Annotated in this window: 18 protein-coding genes; 2 read left to right on the plus strand and 16 right to left on the minus strand. The window is 61.1% G+C overall.

Annotated elements, in window-relative coordinates; translation table 11 throughout:
• The first annotated feature begins 143 nt into the window (after window positions 1-143).
• Window positions 144-809 (plus strand): DsbA family oxidoreductase, encoded by a 666-nt coding sequence (locus tag QMX98_RS14035; RefSeq protein WP_282410933.1) that lies wholly within the window; start codon window positions 144-146, stop codon window positions 807-809.
• Window positions 810-967: 158 nt separating this feature from the next.
• Here QMX98_RS14035 and QMX98_RS14040 read toward each other — a convergent pair whose 3' ends face one another.
• The 6 genes from QMX98_RS14040 to QMX98_RS14065 form a co-directional block, all read right to left on the minus strand.
• On the minus strand, window positions 968-2356 hold the full coding sequence (locus QMX98_RS14040) for a sigma-54 dependent transcriptional regulator (RefSeq protein WP_077749832.1): 1389 nt from the start codon (window positions 2354-2356) through the stop codon (window positions 968-970).
• On the minus strand, window positions 2346-4118 hold the full coding sequence (locus tag QMX98_RS14045) for an ATP-binding protein (RefSeq protein WP_282410934.1): 1773 nt from the start codon (window positions 4116-4118) through the stop codon (window positions 2346-2348). Before QMX98_RS14045 ends, QMX98_RS14040 begins: the two co-directional genes overlap by 11 nt.
• A complete protein-coding gene (locus QMX98_RS14050) occupies window positions 4115-5242 on the minus strand; it encodes a GNAT family N-acetyltransferase (protein ID WP_282410935.1) in 1128 nt (375 codons plus the stop codon). Before QMX98_RS14050 ends, QMX98_RS14045 begins: the two co-directional genes overlap by 4 nt.
• A 174-nt stretch (window positions 5243-5416) precedes the next feature.
• On the minus strand, window positions 5417-6310 hold the full coding sequence (locus QMX98_RS14055) for an alpha/beta fold hydrolase (RefSeq protein WP_042932618.1): 894 nt from the start codon (window positions 6308-6310) through the stop codon (window positions 5417-5419).
• Window positions 6307-7701: an aminotransferase class III-fold pyridoxal phosphate-dependent enzyme gene (locus QMX98_RS14060; protein WP_010457715.1), complete on the minus strand. Its 1395-nt coding sequence runs from the start codon at window positions 7699-7701 to the stop codon at window positions 6307-6309. Before QMX98_RS14060 ends, QMX98_RS14055 begins: the two co-directional genes overlap by 4 nt.
• Entirely contained in the window at window positions 7694-8392 is a 699-nt protein-coding gene (locus QMX98_RS14065; protein WP_010457714.1) for an MtnX-like HAD-IB family phosphatase, read from the minus strand. The genes QMX98_RS14060 and QMX98_RS14065 overlap by 8 nt, the downstream gene beginning before the upstream one ends.
• 220 nt (window positions 8393-8612) lie before the next feature.
• Between QMX98_RS14065 and QMX98_RS14070 the strand changes: the two genes are divergently transcribed.
• Complete coding sequence (locus tag QMX98_RS14070) at window positions 8613-9374, plus strand: MipA/OmpV family protein (protein WP_282410936.1); 762 nt, start codon at window positions 8613-8615, stop codon at window positions 9372-9374.
• Between the two features lie 154 nt (window positions 9375-9528).
• Here QMX98_RS14070 and QMX98_RS14075 read toward each other — a convergent pair whose 3' ends face one another.
• The 10 genes from QMX98_RS14075 to QMX98_RS14120 form a co-directional block, all read right to left on the minus strand.
• The gene (locus tag QMX98_RS14075) at window positions 9529-9927 is read right to left on the minus strand and encodes a transporter (RefSeq protein WP_010457712.1); all 399 of its coding nucleotides are present in this window, start codon (window positions 9925-9927) and stop codon (window positions 9529-9531) included.
• A 10-nt stretch (window positions 9928-9937) separates the two neighbouring features.
• A complete protein-coding gene (locus QMX98_RS14080; RefSeq protein WP_083375843.1) occupies window positions 9938-10312 on the minus strand; it encodes an EamA family transporter in 375 nt (124 codons plus the stop codon).
• The gene (locus QMX98_RS14085; RefSeq protein ID WP_010457709.1) at window positions 10309-11229 is read right to left on the minus strand and encodes a hypothetical protein; all 921 of its coding nucleotides are present in this window, start codon (window positions 11227-11229) and stop codon (window positions 10309-10311) included. The genes QMX98_RS14080 and QMX98_RS14085 overlap by 4 nt, the downstream gene beginning before the upstream one ends.
• 265 nt (window positions 11230-11494) lie before the next feature.
• Window positions 11495-11824 (minus strand): GlpM family protein, encoded by a 330-nt coding sequence (locus QMX98_RS14090; protein ID WP_169857921.1) that lies wholly within the window; start codon window positions 11822-11824, stop codon window positions 11495-11497.
• 8 nt (window positions 11825-11832) lie between these two features.
• On the minus strand, window positions 11833-13161 hold the full coding sequence (locus QMX98_RS14095) for a sigma-54 dependent transcriptional regulator (RefSeq protein ID WP_010457707.1): 1329 nt from the start codon (window positions 13159-13161) through the stop codon (window positions 11833-11835).
• On the minus strand, window positions 13158-15059 hold the full coding sequence (locus QMX98_RS14100) for a sensor histidine kinase (RefSeq protein ID WP_077749905.1): 1902 nt from the start codon (window positions 15057-15059) through the stop codon (window positions 13158-13160). Before QMX98_RS14100 ends, QMX98_RS14095 begins: the two co-directional genes overlap by 4 nt.
• Before the next feature lie 161 nt (window positions 15060-15220).
• Window positions 15221-15955 (minus strand): amino acid ABC transporter ATP-binding protein, encoded by a 735-nt coding sequence (locus QMX98_RS14105; RefSeq protein ID WP_010457705.1) that lies wholly within the window; start codon window positions 15953-15955, stop codon window positions 15221-15223.
• Window positions 15952-16623, minus strand: coding sequence for an ABC transporter permease subunit (locus tag QMX98_RS14110; protein WP_010457704.1), 672 nt, complete (start codon window positions 16621-16623; stop codon window positions 15952-15954). The genes QMX98_RS14105 and QMX98_RS14110 overlap by 4 nt, the downstream gene beginning before the upstream one ends.
• Window positions 16623-17369 carry an amino acid ABC transporter permease gene (locus tag QMX98_RS14115; RefSeq protein ID WP_010457703.1) on the minus strand — a complete coding sequence of 249 codons (747 nt, stop codon included), beginning with the start codon at window positions 17367-17369 and terminating at the stop codon, window positions 16623-16625. Before QMX98_RS14115 ends, QMX98_RS14110 begins: the two co-directional genes overlap by 1 nt.
• A 192-nt stretch (window positions 17370-17561) precedes the next feature.
• Window positions 17562-18488 (minus strand): glutamate/aspartate ABC transporter substrate-binding protein, encoded by a 927-nt coding sequence (locus QMX98_RS14120; RefSeq protein WP_042933025.1) that lies wholly within the window; start codon window positions 18486-18488, stop codon window positions 17562-17564.
• Window position 18489: the final 1 nt, after the last annotated feature.

An 18489-nucleotide genomic window follows, 5' to 3' on the forward strand; every position in this document is an offset into this window, starting at 1 on the left:
CGATGGCGGTGTATCAGTCAACATCAATGTTGAATGTCAGACCGCAATCGCGAGCAGGCTCACTCCTACAAGGGACCTGCGCGCGCCAGTCTTCGGGTGTATTGTTCCAGCTTTCCGCGCGATCCAAGCCTGCGAGGTGAATGATGAGTACCCCCCTGAAAATCGATTTCGTCAGCGACGTGTCCTGCCCATGGTGCGTGGTCGGTCTGTATGGCCTGACCCGGGCCCTGGATTTACTGGGCGATGAGGTCCAGGCCGAGATCCGTTTCCAGCCGTTCGAACTGAACCCGAAAATGGGGCCGGAAGGGCAGAACATCACCGAACACATCACTGAAAAGTACGGCTCGACCCCGGAGCAGTCGCAGAAGAACCGCGAGATGATCCGCGCCCGTGGCGCCGAGGTCGGGTTCGCGTTTCGCACTGATGGCAACAGCCGCATCTACAACACCTTTGATGCGCATCGGTTGTTGTTTTGGGCGGGGTTGGAAGGGTTGCAGTTCAATCTGAAGGAAGCGCTGTTCAAGGCGTATTTCACTGAGGGCGGCAATCCGGCGGATCACAAGCAGTTGGCGCTGATGGCTGAAAGCGTGGGGCTGGATCGGCAGCGGGCGGAGGCGATTCTGGCGTCCGATGAATTCGCCACAGAGGTGCTCAAAGAAGAGAAGTTGTGGCTGGCGCGCGGGGTGAGTTCGGTGCCGACGGTGGTGTTCAACGGGCAGTACGCGGTGACGGGCGGGCAGCCGGTCGAAACCTTTGTCGGGGCGATTCGGCAGATCATGAGCGAATCGAAGGGCGGGACCGTGAGCTAATTACCGGGAGTGTTTCTGTGGCGAGGGAGCTTGCTCCCGCTGGGCTGCGAAGCGGCCCCAATGTCAGCACCGTTGTAGCCAGGCTGACCGCATTCGCTGGATTTACGACTGCTGCGCAGCCGAGCGGGAGCAAGCTCCCTCGCCACAGGGGGGAGCGGTTACCTGACGATTTTGTCGACGTGGATGCCCAGTTTCTTCAGGCGATACCAGAAGCTGCGCTCGGAGATCCCGATCAACTGCGCCGCCGCAGCCTGTACACCATTGCTCTGCGCCAGCGCCGCCAGAATGTAAGCCTTCTCGACCTCCGCCAACGCCGCTTCCAGATCCGCCGGCACGCTGCCTTCGGTGACCAGCGCACCGCTGGTGCCGGCATTTGAGGCAAACAGATACGCCGGCAAATCTTCCTCTTCAATCACCGCCCCCGACGCGACAATCGTCGCTCGTTCCACGCAGTTCTGCAGCTCACGAATATTCCCTGGCCACGAATAATGAGCCATGGCCTGCAAGGCTTCCGCGCTGAATCCGGTAAAACGCTTGCCTGCCGTGGCGCCCAGGGTGTGAGCAAAATGCCGGGCCAGCGGCGCGATGTCTTCCACACGTTCGCGCAGGGCCGGCAAGGGAATCGGGAACACATTGAGGCGGTAATAAAGGTCCTCGCGAAACTCCTTGTTGGCCACCGCGTCCAGCAGGTTCTTGTTGGTCGCGGCAATCACCCGCACATCGACCTTGCGCTCGCGCGGATCGCCCACCGGCTCGATCACCCGTTCCTGCAAGGCCCGGAGGATTTTCGCCTGCAAGGCCAGCGGCATTTCGCCGATTTCATCAAGGAACAACGTGCCTTTGTCAGCCTGCATGAAGCGCCCGACGCGATCCGCCACGGCGCCGGTAAACGCGCCTTTGCGGTGACCGAACATTTCGCTTTCCAGCAACCCTTCCGGGATCGCCGCACAGTTCACCGCCACAAACGGTTTGTCAGCGCGGTTACCGTGTTTGTGGATCGCCCGGGCGACCATTTCCTTGCCGGTGCCGCTTTCGCCGGTCAGCAGAATCGTCGCGTTGCTTTCGCGCACGGAATCGATGGCGTGCAGCACCCGGCGAAAACTCGGGCTGTCGCCGATCAGGCTGTCGATCTGCTGATGCTCATCAAGCTCGGCGCGCATGCGCTGGTTGTCTTTGAGGATGTCGCGAAATTGCAGGGCCTTGCTGACGGTGATGTCCAGTTCGTCGATGTCGAACGGCTTGGCGATGTAGTCGAAGGCGCCGTTGCGCATCGACTGCACGGCGTTTTTCACCGTGCTGTAGGCGGTCATGACGATCACCGGCAGCTGCGGAAAACGGCTTTTGATTTCCGCCAGCAACTGCGGGCCGTCCATGCCGGGCATGCGCCAGTCGCTGATCACCAGGTCGATGTCCTCGCACTCCAGCACCTTGAGCGCGTGCAAGCCGTTGCCGGCGGTGAACACCTGGATGCCGTTCTGACCCAGGGCCGATGCCAGCAAGTCGCAGAGCTTGGGCTCGTCGTCCACCACCAGTACGTTATGTGTCATCGCTGCCCTCGTCGAAGTCTTCACCGTTGGCCGGAATGTACAGCGTGAAGGTGGTCCCGGCATCTTTTTCACTGACGCATTCGATGCGCCCGTCATGACCTTCCATGATCGAGAACACCTTCGCCAGCCCCAGGCCGGTACCCGAAGCCTTGGTGGTGACGAACGGCGTGAAGATCCGTTCGAGCATATCCGGTTCGATGCCCTGGCCGGTGTCGCTGATGCTGATTACGGTGTACGGCGATTCGCTGCTGATCGCCACGGTCAGCCGTCCACCGTCGGGCATGGCGTCGATGGCGTTGACGATCAGGTTCAGGCCGGCCTGCTTGAGTTGCCGCGCGTCGACATGAAGGGTCGCGCCGGGGGCCTGATCGTTGATGTGCACATCGATGTTATGGCTGGCCAGCTCCGGGGCGCAGAAGCCGACCAGGTCATCCACCAGCGGCCGCGCCGCCTGGGTCGAACGCATCGGCGCGCTGGGCTTGGCGAAGTCGAGGAAATCGGTGATCAGGTCGTTGATGCGGCTGACTTCGCTGACCACGTATTCCAGGTGACGCTTGTCGGTCTCGGGCAAATCGGCGCGCCGGTGCAGCAGTTGCGTGGCGGTCTTGATGATGCCCAGCGGGTTGCGGATTTCATGGGCCAGGCCCATGGCAACTTCACCCAGGGCATGCAGACGGTCGCGGCGGCGCAGTTGCGATTCCAGGTGCTGCAACTCGCCGAGGCGTTCGCTCATGTGGTTGAAGGTGCTGCTCAATTCCGCCAGTTCGTCGCCGCCGGTGACCGCCAGGCGTTGGCGGTAATCCCCGGCAATCACCGCTTGCACGCCTTTGGACAACCCGCGCAACGGCTTGGTCAGGCGTTGCGAAACAATCCAGCCGACCGCCAGGGACGCCGCCGAGCTGAGCAGGAAAATCAGGATGAACAGGTTGCTCTGGTTCACCAGCCCGACCAGGCTGGTGTGGCGCAGCAGACCGCTGAAAATCACGCCTTGCAGCTCACCGCTTTCATTGAGGATCGGCCGGTAGATGCCGCTGTAGCGATTGGTGAATTGTTCGATCGGCTGCTTGGTGCTGCGCAGGGTCTGTTCGATTTTTTCCGGTACCGCCGCCGGGTGATCTTCGAAGCGCTGGGTGGAAAAGATCTCCGAGAAGTCATCGGCCTTGGCCAGGTACAGGCGCAGGTCGAGGGAGTGCACATCGGCGACGCTGGTGAGGAAACTGCTGTCCAGGTAGGTGGCGATCACCAGTTTGTAGTCGACGCCGTCCTGATCGGTCTCGAAGGTCGAGACCACCGTGCCGGTGGGGATGCCGCCGACTTGCAGGGTCTGCAACAACGCCTTGGACTCGGTGCTGATCTGCCGGACGATGTCATCGGCGGCGGTGCTGAACACCACTTTGTGATCGCTGTTGCGCACCAGCGCCACCACGTCGATACCCATGGAATCGGCGATGTCGGTGGTCAGTTTGTCGTGCTTGCTCGATAACCGGTCCGTCGGCGGGCGGGTGTAGCGCAGGAACAACTGCGCGGCCCGGGCGTTATCCCGGCGGATCTCGGTGATCTCGTCCTCGACGATCTGGGTCGATTCCTGCAGCCAGATCCGCACGTTGCTGTCGAAAATCTGCGACAGGGTGGTGGCCGCCAGTTCTGCGGCGATCATGGTCGGAATCACGCTGACCAGCCAGAACGCCAACACCAGTTTGCGCTGCAGGCTCCAGCCGGAGAGGGCGAAAGGTCGGGCGGTGGCGGGGCGGTTTTTGATCATGAAGTTTCGCTTAATGCAGCAGCCATGGCAGGTTCGGAGCGGTCCGGTCGAATGAACATTTTCACCAGTCGCAACAGACCGTCGAGCACTCGGTTGCGATGGCGGAAAAACACGGTGTTGCCGGTGAACGAGCAACCCAGGCGCAACTTACTGGCATAGCCGGCCTGACCGCACGCGTAGATCGGGATGCCGTGTTCAATACAGTAGTCGACATTGGCCAGCCAGCTGCGCACGTACAGATTGTGCTCGCGGGTTCGGGTCAGGTCATGGGCGAAGAATTTGTCGACCAGGCGTTGCTCGTCCAGCAGCACGAGGTTGAACGCTACCAGCTCATCGCCGACCCAGTACAGCACGCACGCGGCGCGTTCATCGAGGTATTCGAGGACCTGGCGGAAGTACTCCGATGGCAAGCGTTCAAAGGTCAGGTCGCTGCGTGAAAGGGTGGCTTCGTAAAGCGCCATCATGTGTGGGAGCAGGTCTTCCACAGTGCGCCGCCATTCGATGCGCGGACCTTGCGCGCGCAACGTGCGGCGCAGGTCTTTACGGGTGGATTTGCCGAGCGTGCCGAGGTAAGCGTCCACGGAGCCAAAACGGATCGGCAGTTCGGCGCTGGGCAGGCCGGGCATGCTTTGCAGACCGGCCGCCTGGCACACCTGCAACCACTGTGGATCGCGATGGGACGCGTCCTTGACCGCCAGCAGACCGATTCCGGCCTGGTCGGCGTCGTTGCGCGCCAGGATTAACAATTGCTCAAGCAAGGCCGGACGCCGTGCGGGGTCGATCTGGCGTGCGGTCCCCACATGGCATTGCTCGGCCACCGGCGAACCGAGGGCGTACAAGCGGACGTCCAACAGCCCCGGCCACCAGCGGCGCAACTGCTCGGTGACGCGTTTACCCGGTCCCTGAACCGTGGTGTCCAGCGAATACGCGGTGGTGAATGCCACTGCCGCCGCGATCAACACCTCGTCTTCGTACAGCGCCAGATAGCGCCACCGGAAATCCGCAATGCCTGCCTGTTCAACGGCCCGGTAATAATCCCAGTCCTCCAGTTCGCCGGGGAAACAGGCATTCCAGGCACTGCGGTCGATGGCTTCGATGGTTGAATAGGCAAGGGCAGTGATCACATCGTTTCCTTGTAGGAGCGAGCCTGCTCGCGATGGTCGTTAACGATAACGTGGGGTTACAGGAGAAACGCGGCGCTCTTGAGTGCATCGCGAGCAGGCTCGCTCCTACAGGGATTGGGGGATGGCTGCCATTGTGGGTAACAGGGTGGGCATGCGTAGCTTCTTCAAATGTGTTCAGGCCAGTTGCCGATAGTCCTGGCGCATGGGTTGCGGGGCGGTGACTTGTTGCATGAACCGGTGCTGGATAAAGTCCGCACTCAGCTCCACGACCCGGCGGTATTGCAGGTCGACGGTGATCATGTGATAGCAATCGTCGAGCAGGACTTTCACTACCGGGCCGCCGAGTTTGCGTTCGACATAGTCGGCGTTCCAGCGGCTGGTGATGTCGTCTTCCCGTGAGTGCAGCACCAGCGCCTGGGTGGTGATCTGCGGCATGCGCTTTTTCACCGCGGCCACCAATCGATGCAGTTCCCGGACACTCACGCCGGACATGGTCAGCAATCCGGCATTGGCGCTTTCACCGGCCTTCATCTGCCGTTCGACAATGGCGCGCAAGCGTTCGTCCTTGATGCCGAACGGTGATTTTTCGTTGAAGCGGCACAGGTGCACGCCAAACGGAATCGACATCACCAGGCTGCTCAGTTTGGCGACCCAAGGCATGTTCCAGCCGTCGTAGCGCAGGGTGGTCGAATACAGCAGCAAGCCTTTGATCTGCCCCGGATGCTCGGCCGCCAGGTACATCGCCAGCACCGCGCCCATCGACAAGCCACCGACGAACACATGCTCATGCTTGCGTCGCACACCAACGAAGGTGTTGCGCGCGCTCTCGTACCAGTCGTGCCAACCGGTGGCTTGCAGGTCGGCGTTGTCCCCGCAGTGGCCGGCCAGGGTCGGCACATAGACCGTGCAGCCGGCCTTGGCCAGGCCCATCGCGACCCGTCGCAATTCGGTCGGCGTGCCGGTGAGGCCGTGGATCAACAACACCGCGACCTCGCCGTTGCCGAGAACGAAACCGGCGCTGCCTTCGCCCATGTCGATCTCGTCTGCCCTTGAAAAAGAGGGGTTCATCGTTTCATCGCCCGATCAAGCAGACGGTCGAGCAGCGCGATGCCGAGGTCGATCTCCGGGTAGCTGATTTCCAGCGACGGCGCGAGGGTGATCACGTTCTTGTAGTAACCGCCCACATCGAGGATCAGGCCCAGGCGTTTGCCGTCAATTTCGATGTCACCTTTCATGCCTTCTTCGACCATGAAGTCGAGCGTTGCCTTGTCCGGCGTAAAGCCGTCCGGCCCGCAGATTTCACAACGCAGTGCCAGGCCCAGGCCATCGACGTCGCCGATGATCGGGTAGCGTTTCTGCAAGTCTTTCAAGCCTTCGAGGAAGTATTTGCCCTTGTTCATGACCCTCTTGCCGTAATCGACTTCGCTGGTCATCTTGAACATTTCCAGGCCGACCGCCGTGCCCAGCGGATTGGAGGCGAAGGTCGAGTGGGTCGAGCCTGGCGGGAAGATTTTCGGGTTGATCAGCTCTTCCCTGGCCCAGATGCCGCCCAATGGGTTGAGACCGTTGGTCAAGGCTTTACCGAAGACGATGACGTCCGGTTTGACATCGAAGTGCTCAATCGACCACAGCTTGCCGGTGCGCCAGAAGCCCATCTGGATTTCATCGACCACCATTAAAATGCCGTGCTGGTCCAGCACATGCTTGAGTTCGCTGTAGAAATTCATCGGCGGAATCACGTAACCGCCGGTGCCCTGGATCGGCTCGACGTAGAACGCGGCGTATTCGCTCTGGCCGACTTTCGGGTCCCAGACGCCGTTGTATTCGGTCTCGAACAGGCGGGCGAATTGCTGCACGCAATGGCTGCCGTACTCTTCCTTGGTCATGCCTTTCGGGCCCCGGAAGTGATACGGGAACGGGATGAAATTGGCGCGCTCGCCGAAGTGGCCGTAGCGGCGGCGATAGCGGTAGCTGGAGGTGATCGACGACGCACCGAGGGTGCGACCGTGGTAACCGCCCTCGAAGGCGAACATCAGGCTTTTGCCATTGGTGGCGTTACGCACGACTTTCAGCGAGTCCTCGATGGACTGCGAACCGCCGACGTTGAAGTGCACCCGGCCGTCGAGGCCGAACTTCTTTTTCGCGTCCACGGCGATCATTTCCGAGAGCTCGATCTTGCCCTTGTGCAGGTACTGGCTGGCAATCTGCGGCAGGGTGTCTATCTGCTGTTTCAGCGCATTGTTCAGGCGCGGGTTGGCATAACCGAAGTTGACCGCCGAGTACCACATTTGCAGGTCGAGGTAGGCCTGGTCTTCGGTGTCCCATACGTAGGAACCTTCGCAGCGGCTGAAAATGCGCGGCGGATCGATGTAGTGAACGGTGTCGCCGTAGGAGCAGTACTTGGCTTCTTTATCCAGAAGGACCTGGTCTTCAGGTGTGGCGATTCGAATATCAGACATGGTGGAAGCGTTCCTGTGTTTCTACGTTGAAAGAGGTGGCGTTGGCGGCGCTGGCGCTTGGCAGCAGGGCGAGCAACGCAGGCAGATCGGCGAAGCTGTCGAAGCGGGCGTAGGCGATGCCGTTGCGCTCGCAGTGCTCGGCCAGGCGATCCTTGGCGAATACGAAATCGGCGGTGGCGGCCACGCACATGTCGGACTGCCCGTCGCCGATCACCAGCACCCGTTTGGCGCTGGGGGTGGATTTGCATTTACAGTTGCCGGACGCGGCGCGGCAGGCATCGCTTGCGTGAGGGAAGTCGATGCGCCAGCTCTGGTGGTCGAGCTGCCGCAGGCGGTTGGCGAGGATCGGCAAAAGGCTGACGTAGTGGCGCGCCAGGATCCGTGCAATGCCTTGCTCGATGCCGTCGCTGACCACTTCAAGGGAAGCGCCGAGGCCGATGACGTGGTCGACGAAGTCAGGGAAGTCCGGGTCGATCTCGATGGTGTCGAAGAACCCGAGCAGTTCGCCCGGTGTGGCCTTGACCAGCGAGAGCTGGCGGCTGAGGCATTCACGGGAACCGATGTCACCCGCCAGCCACTCGTTTTCGATCGCTTCCCAGCTCGGGTCGGCGAACCGTTGGAGGATGCTGTCGATCACGTCGGTGCGGGTGATGGTCCCGTCGAAATCACACACGATATGCCAGTCAATCATCTGTTGTACCTATCTTGGCAGGAGGCGCTGTTTGCGCTTGCCAAGGGGGTAGAGCAGGGACTGTGCCAACCGGGTTTGGCCCAGCGGGGCTGGGGTTGAGGCGGGTTTGGATGGCGGTGAAGCTACAATTTTTGTAGGTCGCTACAAACAACATGAGTGCTTGCGCGAGAGGGGCGATTCGGGGATTGATGCGCGCACATCCAGTTCAAGGAATGGCCTCATGTCGAGGATTACGATTGCTCTCTTCGCCGTGCTGACGTGCCTTTCGGCCAGCGTTTCAGCGGACGGCATCACCGGTGAGGCGGGGGCTGGCCTCAGCTATCAGCCCCACGATCCGACCGGTAGCCGCTACGAAACCCGGCCGGTGCCTTACCTCGATCTGGATTGGGGCAATGTCAGCCTCAGTACGGACGACGGGCTGACCTGGGACGCGCTGAACACCAAGGGTTTCAGCGCCGGACCGTTCGTGAATTACCTGCCGGGGCGCACGTCCAACGGCGAACTGCAGGGGTTGCGCGATGTGCCGGACATGGGCGAGGTGGGCGGTTTTGTGCAGTACGCGCCGGCTGATTTCTGGCGGGTGTTTGCCTCGGTCGGGCAAGCGGTTGGAGGGCGCGGCGGCCAGGGCGGGGTGTTGGGGCGTGTTGGCGGGGAGGTGGGTTATCCACTGGGTGGCGGGGTGATTGGCAGCTCCGGTCTGACCGCGCATTTTGCGGATGCGCGGCAGAGTCAGACGTTCTTCGGCGTCAGTGCCAATGAATCACAAGCCTCAGGGATTCGGCCGTACAACGAGGGCGGTGGTTTGCAGAATGTGGCGTTGACTCAGAGTTTCGAGTTTCCGCTGGCGCCGCAGTGGTCGTTGTTGACCAGCGCGAGCTGGATTCACCTGACGGGTTCTGCGGCGGACAGCAGCCTTGTCAAAGAGCTCGGTGAGACCAACCAAGGGGAAGTGCAGGCGGCACTGGCCTACAAGTTCAACTAAGCACTTGTGGCGAGGGAGCTTGCTCCCGCCGGGTCGCGAAGCGGCCCCCAAACTTGGCAACTCATTCTTCCAGAAATACCTCGCCAGCCTGTTTTACGACTGCTGCGCAGCCGAACGGGAGCAAGCTCCCTCGCCACAGGAATTGCGGTGATTTTCAGGTTTCTTCGCCTTCGGCCAGCAACGCAATCCCGCCCATGATCACCGCCACCCCCACCCAGTGCAGCACGCTGATCTGCTCGCCCAGCCCCAGCCACGAACCGAGCAACACCCCGACAAACACCAGCGAACTCAGCGGGAACGCCAGGGACAGACTGCTGCGCCGCAAGATCAGCATCCACACGAAAAACGCGCCGATGTAGCAGGCAATCGCAAACCACACCCCGGGATTGACCGCCACAGCCAGCAGCCATTGCAGGTTGAAATCCATCTGCCCCAGCTGATCTCCACCGACCTTGGTGGCGATCTGGCCGGCGCTTTCAAACCCGATCAACAACGCCCACAGCACCACCGTACCGAGGCGTTCATGCAGCCAGTCGGTCTTGTTCCTGATCATCGCTTGAGCCTCATGCATGGGTGACACACACGAGCATCACGCCCGCCGTAATCACTAAAGTGCCGAGCCAGCGCCGCCGGCTGACGGTCTCGCCGAGGATCAGTTTGCCGGCCAGCACCACGCCGCAGTACGCCAGCGCCGCCGCTGGAAACAACAGGCTCAGCGGCGCCCGGGACAGGGCTTCGAGCCAGACGAAAAATTCGATTACGTAGGCGCCGATCCCGCACCACAGCAGCGGCGCGTTGAATACCTGGCCCCAGAACGCATTCAGGCGAAACCCGCCTTCGAGCGCCGGTAAACGATCCAGGCCGAGCTTGAAACAGAGCTGGCCGATGACGTCCAGCACAATGGAAAACGCCACCAGCACAATCACGGTGAAGGTCATGGAAACAACTCCTCGAACAGATCGATCAACGCCTGGTTGGTCGCCGCGTTGCGCAGCAGATCCGCTTCGCTCCAGCGTTCGGCCGGGGGCTGGTCCGACTTGGCTTCCCAGCGCTTGAGGGCGTTGCTGAAGGCCGGTCGGGCGTACTCGCCGCAGATGTCGATGCCGAGGATTCGCTTGCTGGCCGCCAAGGCTCTGATGGCTTGCAGCAAGTGGCTCAAGCGCATGCCGCCCTGGTCCCAATTGGTCGCCGCGTCTTCGCAGGCCAACACGTCTTTGTCGAGGGTGATCCACACTGCGCGGGTGGGCAGGCTGGCGATCATCTGTTCGAGAAACACCGGCCAGTCGAGCTCCGCCAGATTGCGCCAGTGCAGCAGGTTTTCCTGCTGTCGATGGCCAGCGCCGTCACCGACCCGGCCCCACACTTTCGAGGGCGGGCGCTGCCACGGAAACAGCTGCAACACGCCGCGTTTGAGCGCCCGGACATTGCCGCCCTTGAGCTGTGGATTCTGCAGGTCGTCGCTGCACGGGCCGAGGGTGACGATGCGCTGGATGTTCGGCAGTTTCAGTGCCTGATTGACCCACGAACCGCAATGCCGACGGGGGGCGAAGCGGACCCAGTCGGGGTGGTTGTCGAAGTGAATCAGGCTTGCCGGCTCGGGCAAATCAGTCAGAAATGCCGGGGTCAGATGGTGGTAATCACCGGAACCGACGAAGAAGATTTCCGGTTGCGGGCCGCTGTGCCGGGGCCGTTGCTGCAAGCGTTCGGCGAACCGCCGCCAGGTCCGTTCGCTGGACCACAGCCGCAGTTTCGGGCCGAGGTCGAGCAAGTCGAGGCGTTTGGCACGGCCGCTTTCCAGCAGCCGCGAGATGGGCGCCTGGGCCGTCAGGCTGTGGTCGAGATCTAAAATGTTCAAGGTCGCAATTCACCCTTGGCAGACCCTCCCAGACACCGGCTTCATCCATCATGAACGCCGGCCGAGGGGGCTTTTGGGGGTAAATGCAAGGGGCGGGCCAGCCGTCTGCTGCACTGAAATTCATTATGGCGAGGAGCTTGCTCCCGCTGGGCTGCGAAGCAGCCCCTAAGCGGTCAAGGAGGTTTTTCTGCTGAAACTCGATTGCAGGTAATGGGGTTGCTTCGCAACCCAGCGGGAGCAAGCTCCCTCGCCACAGGGGGGATGGTCAAGCGTGGAGGCGGACCCAGACGGTGACGAGGACGGTGGCCGCCATCAGCCACGCCACTGCCGCGATGGCGAGCGACGCTTCAAGCCGCATCCGGTCGACCATCACGTACAACGTCGCCAGGTAAACGAAGTACGGAATGATCGACCACATCCCGAACACGATGGTGGTCTTTAAATCCTCCAGCGAACGCCCCTTGCCGACGATGTAATGCGCAATCAGCGCAAAGGTCGGAAACAGCGGCACCAGGCCTGCGATGTAATAGTTTCGGGTCTTGGCCAGTGCCGCGAGGATGACGACCACCGCCGCCCCCAGCGCTGCTTTGAGGATCAGGTCCATCAGTGGCTCAGCCCGTATTTTTTCACTTTGTCGAACAGCGTGGTCTTGGCCATTCCCAGTTCCAGGCTGGCCTGGGTCAGGTTGCCGCCGCTGCGTTGCAAGGCGTCGCTGAGCAGGTTGCGTTCGAACGCTTCCACTGCTTCGGCGAAGGCCAGACCCTGATTGCTGCCACTGGTGCCGGATTTCTTGAAGGCCGGCAGGCCAAGGGCAAAACGCTCGGCGACGTTGCGCAGTTCGCGCACGTTGCCCGGCCAGTCGTGGCTCATCAGGTTCGACAGGGTCTGGTTGTCCAGTTCCGGCACGGCGCGGTCGAAGCGCAGGGACGACTGCTGCAGGAAGTGTTCGAACAGTTGCAGGATGTCTTCGCGACGTTCGCGCAAGGGCGGCAATTCGAGGGTCACCACGTTCAAGCGGTAATACAGGTCGCTACGAAACTCGCCGGCCTTGCTCGACTCGTCGAGGTCGGACTTGGTCGCGGCAATCACCCGGCAATCCACGGCCACGCTCTGGTTCGAACCCAGGCGTTCGAGGGTGCGCTCCTGCAACACCCGCAGCAGTTTGATCTGCAAGGGCAGGGGCATGCTTTCGACTTCATCCAGGAACAGCGTGCCGCCGTCGGCGTGTTCGATCTTGCCGATCCGTCGTTTACCGGCGCCGGTGAACGCGTTGGCTTCATGGCCGAAGATCTCGCTTTCGAACAGGTTCTCCGGCAGGCCGCCGCAGTTCAGCGCGACGAATTGTTTGGTGTGGCGGCGACTGAAGTCGTGCAGGCAGCGCGCAACCAATTCCTTGCCGGTGCCGGTTTCGCCCTCGATCAGCACGTTGGCCGAGGTATCGGCGACGTTGGCGATCAGTTCGCGCAGGTTCTGCATGGCCGGCGAGCGGCCGATGATGCGGCCTTCGAGGGAATCGCGCTCCGCCAGTTGCCGGCGCAACGAAGACACTTCCCGGGCCAGGCTGCGTTGCTCCAGCGCGCGGCGGGCGACGTCCACCAGGCGTTCCGGGGAGAAAGGTTTCTCCATGAAGTCATAGGCGCCTTTCTGCATTGCGCCGACGGCCATGGAGATGTCGCCGTGGCCGGTGATCAGCACCACCGGCAAGCTGCGATCGCGCGCCTTGAGCCGGGTCAGCAGTTCCAGGCCGTCGATGCCCGGCAGACGGATGTCGCTGATGACGATGCCGGCAAAATTGTCGCCAACCCGCTCCAGCGCTTCTTCGGCGCTGCCCACGCCCACGCAGGGAATGTCTTCCAGGGTCAGCGCCTGTTGGCAGCCGAGCAGCACATGGGGGTCGTCTTCGACGATCAGCACACTAAGGTCGTTGTTCATATTGGCTCGGCGTGAGTGGGGCTTACCAACGGTAAACTGAGGACGAAGGTGGTGCCACCGCTGGCCGGGTGTTCGACACCCAGGTGCCCGCCGGTGGCGGCGGCCAGGCTGGCGGATAGTGTCAGGCCCAGGCCCAGGCCTTGTTCGCCGGGTTTGGTGGTGAAGAACGGTTCGAACAAATGCTTGCGTGCTTCGGCGTCGATACCGTGGCCGTTGTCGCGCACGCGCAGGCGATATTTGCCATCAAATGCTTCGCCTTCCAGCCACAACTCGGGCAACGGTTGTGCCTGCATGGCATCGAGGGCATTGCCGATCAGGTTGACCAGGATCTGCTCGAGACGGGTCTGGTCGATCTGCACCTGCACGTCTTTGAAGTCACGATGCAGTTGCAGATGGACACTTTCCACGCGACCTCCTAGCAGTTGCAACGCGGCATCTACCGCTTTGCCAAGGCACGCCTGGCCCTTGTCGTCACCGCGACGGGCGAAGGAGCGCAGGCTGGCGGTGATCCGGCCCATGCGGTCGATCAATTCGTTGATGGTCTTCAGGTTGGTGCTGGCCACGTCCAGTTGACCGCGCTCGAGAAAGCGCACGGTATTGCCGGACAAGGTGCGCAGCGCCGCCAGCGGCTGGTTCAGTTCGTGGGCGATGCTGGTCGACATCTGGCCGATGGCGGCGAGTTTGCCGGCCTGCACCAGCTCATCCTGGGCGCGGCGCAACGTCTCTTCAGCCTGACGCCGTTCGCGGATCTGCCCCTTGAGGCGTTCGTTGCTGGCGCGCAGATCCGTGGTGCGTTCGGTAATCCGACGCTCCAGTTGATTATTGGCTTGCTGCAGGGCTTCACGGGCGGCGAGGCGGGTGGCGATCACCTTGCGCCGCTCGTTCCAGGCAATCAGCAGGAACGCCACCAGGGCAAACGCCACTGCCACCAGAATCCCTTGATTGATCGCTTCACGGCGCAAATCCTGGAGCGGCGTGAGCAGGGTGAAGTTCCACGGGGTGTCGCTCAGGGGGCGGGTCTGCGAGAGGTAGCTGATGTCCTCTTCGTCTGACTCCACTTCACTGTTGGCGGGGAAGGTCAGTTTTTCTTCACCTTCGGCCAGTTTTTCCCGGGCCAGTGGCTGCAATTCGTTCAGCGGGAACCAGTAGTACTGCAGGCTGCGGGCCAGCTTTTCCTTGGTTTCTTCGCTCAACGGAACCACCGATTTGAGCCGTCGAGCCGGATCGCTGGACAGAATGATGATGCCATTCTCGTCGCTGACAAAGGCTTCGAGGCGCGCACGCTGCCAGCGTTCTTCCATGGCTTCCAGGCGGACTTTGACCACCGCGACGCCGATGATCTTGCCGTGTTCTTCCAGGCCGTGGGCCAGGTAGTAACCGGGTTCGCCGTTGGTGCTGCCGATCCCGTAGAAGCGCCCCGGTTGACCGCGCACGGCGTTCTGGAAATAGGCGCGAAAGGACAGGTCTTCGCCCAGGTAACTGTCGACATCGCGCCAGTTGCTGGTGGCCATGACGCGGCCGGTGGTGTCCATCACGTAGATGGCCCGACTGCGGCTGCGCCGGTTCAGGCCTTCGAGGTAATCATTGACCGTCTGCCGGTGTTCCGGTGACGGGTCGGCCAGCAGTTTTGAAACACTGGATTCAAGTTCCAGCAGGCTGGGCAGGTAGGTGTACTTGCTGATCTCGCTCTCGACGGCGCGGGCGTGCAGTTCAAGCTGACGCTGGCCGTTCTCGCTGAGGCTGCGAATCCCGTAGTGCTCACTGACCCAGAAGCCGAGGTAACCCAATCCGATCATCAGGGCGATGACCAGGGGGGGCAGGAACAGATGGCGAATCAGACGGGGTTTCACGGCGAGTGATGGCGGCGCAGCGCGATAGAGAGTGGGGTCGCATTTCATCACAGATGCCTTGGGTCAACCACAACACTTACTTGTAAATCGCCGCGGACCCTTGTGGGAGCTAGCCTGCTCGCGAAGGCGGTGGATCAGCCAATGTCGATGTTGACTGTTAAGCCGTCTTCGCGAGCAGGCTCGCTCCCACAGGGGGGCGGTGGTAGAACTTAGTGCTGCAGAATCTTGTTAAGGAAGTGCTGTGTACGCTCGGCGCGGTGGGTGATATCGCCGAAGAAGTCCTCTTTCTTGCAGTCTTCGATGATTTTGCCCTGGTCCATGAAAATCACGCGATCCGCCACTTTGCGGGCAAAGCCCATTTCGTGGGTCACGCACATCATGGTCATGCCTTCGTGGGCCAGTTGCACCATCACGTCGAGCACTTCGTTGACCATTTCAGGGTCCAGCGCCGAGGTCGGTTCGTCGAACAGCATGACGATCGGGTCCATCGCCAGCGCACGGGCAATTGCCACACGCTGTTGCTGGCCACCGGAGAGCTGGCCCGGGTGCTTGTGGGCGTGAGCCGAGAGGCCAACGCGCTCAAGCAGCTGCAGGCCTTTCTTGGTGGCTTCTTCCTTGCTGCGGCCCAACACCTTGATCTGCGCAATGGTCAGGTTTTCGGTGATGGTCAGGTGCGGGAACAGTTCGAAATGCTGGAACACCATGCCGACGCGCGAACGCAGTTTCGGCAGGTTGGTCTTCGGGTCGGCGATGGACGTGCCATCGACCACCACGTCGCCTTTCTGGAACGGTTCCAGGGCGTTGACGCATTTGATCAGGGTGGATTTGCCGGAACCGGACGGCCCGCACACCACGATCACTTCGCCTTTTTTGACCTCGGTGCTGCAATCAGTCAGTACCTGGAAGTCGCCATACCACTTGTTGACTTGCTTGATAGAGATCATACGGCAAACCTTTTTTGCAGACGCTTGACCAGCAGCGAGGCGGCAAAGCTGATTGTGAAGTACGTGAGACCTGCAAAGATCAGGAACTCATTGGAGCGACCGATGATGTCGCCACTGGCACGGGAAGCATTGAGGAAGTCCACCAGGCCGACCGCGTAGACCAGCGAAGTGTCCTGGAACAGGATGATGCTCTGTTGCAGCAGCAGCGGGGTCATCTTGCGGAACGCTTGCGGCAGGATGATCAAACGCATCATCTGGCCATACGTCATGCCCAAAGCCTGGGCAGCACCCATCTGGCCCTTGGGAATCGACTGCACGCCGGCCCGGACGATTTCGCAGAAGTACGCCGCTTCGAACATCATGAAGGCCACGATGCAGGAGGCGAACGCGCCGATCGGGGTGTCTTCGCCGGTGATCCAGCGCAGCACGAACGGCACCGCCAGGTAGAACCAGGTGATGACCAGCAGCAGCGGGATCGAACGGAAATAGTTGACGTAGGCGCCAGCCAGGTTCGACAGCAGTTTGCTGTGGGACAGACGGCACAGCGCAAGGATGGTGCCGAGGATGATCCCGCCGACGACGCCCAGCGCCATCAGTTGCAGGGTCATGACCATGCCGTTCCACAAGCCCGGCAGGGACGGAACGATACCCGAGAAGTCGAATTCCATCATTTACCCCCTACGGAGATCAGGCCCGGTACGGCGACTTTCTTCTCGACCCCACGCATCAGCAGCATCAGGCTCATGTTCAGGGTGAAGTAGATCAGGGTGGCCAGGGTGAACGCTTCGAACAGGTTGGCGGAGAACTCGGCGGTCTGTTTGGTCTGCGCGAGCAACTCCATCAGGCCGATCAGCGACGCCACGGAGGAGTTCTTGAACACGTTCAGGAATTCCGAGGTCAGCGGCGGAATGATGATCCGGTAGGCCTGGGGCAGCAGCACGTTCCAGTAGATCTGCGGCAGTTTGAAACCCATGGCGCGAGCGGCGGCTTCCTGGCCACGAGGCAGCGCCTGGATGCCGGTACGCACTTGTTCGCATACACGAGCAGCGGTGAACAGGCCCAGGCAAACGACGACGCTGAGGAAAGCCGAGGTGGTCGGGTTCAGGTCCTGTTTGTACCAGTCCTGCAGGTTTTGCGGCAGCAGATCGGGCACCAGGAAGTACCAGATGAACAGCTGAACCAGCAGCGGCACATTACGGAAGAGTTCGACGTAGCAGGTCGCGATGCCCGATACGATGCGATTCGGCACGGTGCGCATGACACCCAGAATCGAGCCCAACAGCAGCGCGATGATCCAGGCGGCGACGGCGATGGCAATGGTCCAGCCCAAACCGGAGAGGTACCAGTCGAGATAAATCTCACTGCCCACGCCGGTGGACTTGAAGAACACGCTCCAGTCCCAGTTGTAATTCATTAGGGTCTCCCCTCAGATCGTTCGATGTACAAGTGCCCGCCTGGGGAAGCTCCGTTCCCGCCCGACTCTGGTGGTCAGGCACACACGAGCGGCTCGACAACCACCGGTTCGAGTGTTTCCAGAAATGCCAGCAGGGAGTGACTATCCCCTGAAAGGGCAGTGGCCCTCTCAGGAGATAAGGTTAGTCAGAATTCAGGACTTTTTTTCTACAGGCTTGTCGTCAGCCGCTTTATCGGTCGGATTGGCGATCAGGGCCTTGAGCTCGTCGCTCATCGGGAAGTTCAGGTTCAGGCCTTTAGGCGGGATTGGCTGCATGAACCATTTTTCGTAGATCTTGTTGATCTCGCCCGAAGCGTAGGTTGCCTTGATGGCGTCATCCACCGCCTTCTTGAACGGCTCGTCGCCTTTGCGAACCATGCAGCCGTAGATCTCGTAGGACTGTGGAGTACCGGTCACGGCCCAGTCATCCGCCTTCTTGGCTTTGGCTGCTTCACCGGCCAGCAAGGCGTCGTCCATCATGAAAGCCACGGCGCGGCCGGTTTCCAGCATCTGGAAGGATTCGCCATGGTCTTTGGCGGAGATGACGTTCATGCCCATCTGCTTGTCGGCGTTCATCGACTTGAGGATGCGCTCGGACGTGGTGCCCGCGGTAGTCACGACATTTTTGCCTTTCAGGTCGCCGAAGTCCTTGTACGCGGAGTCTTTCTTGGAGAGAAGACGCGTACCGATTTCGAAAATGCCGACGGAGAAGGCAACTTGCTGCTGACGTTCCACGTTGTTGGTGGTGGAACCGCACTCGACGTCCACGGTGCCGTTCTGCACCAGCGGGATACGGGTTTGCGAGGTCACGAGGTTGTATTTGACCTGGAGGTTGGGCATGTCCAGGTCTTTCTTGATGGCTTCGACGATTTTCAGCTGGATATCGTGGGAGTAGCCGACCGGTTTGCCGGAAGCATCAGCGATATAGGAAAACGGGATGGAAGCGTCACGATGCCCGAGGGTGATCACACCGGACTCTTTGATCTTCTTCAGTGTGCCGGTGAGTTCGGCAGCGAAAACTGGAGTGCTAATCAGAGCGGCAGCAATGGCTGCGCCCAGGATATGGGGAACGATGCGCATC

The sequence above is a fragment of the Pseudomonas sp. PS02303 genome (genome assembly GCF_029959925.1).
GTDB lineage: Bacteria > Pseudomonadota > Gammaproteobacteria > Pseudomonadales > Pseudomonadaceae > Aquipseudomonas > Aquipseudomonas mandelii.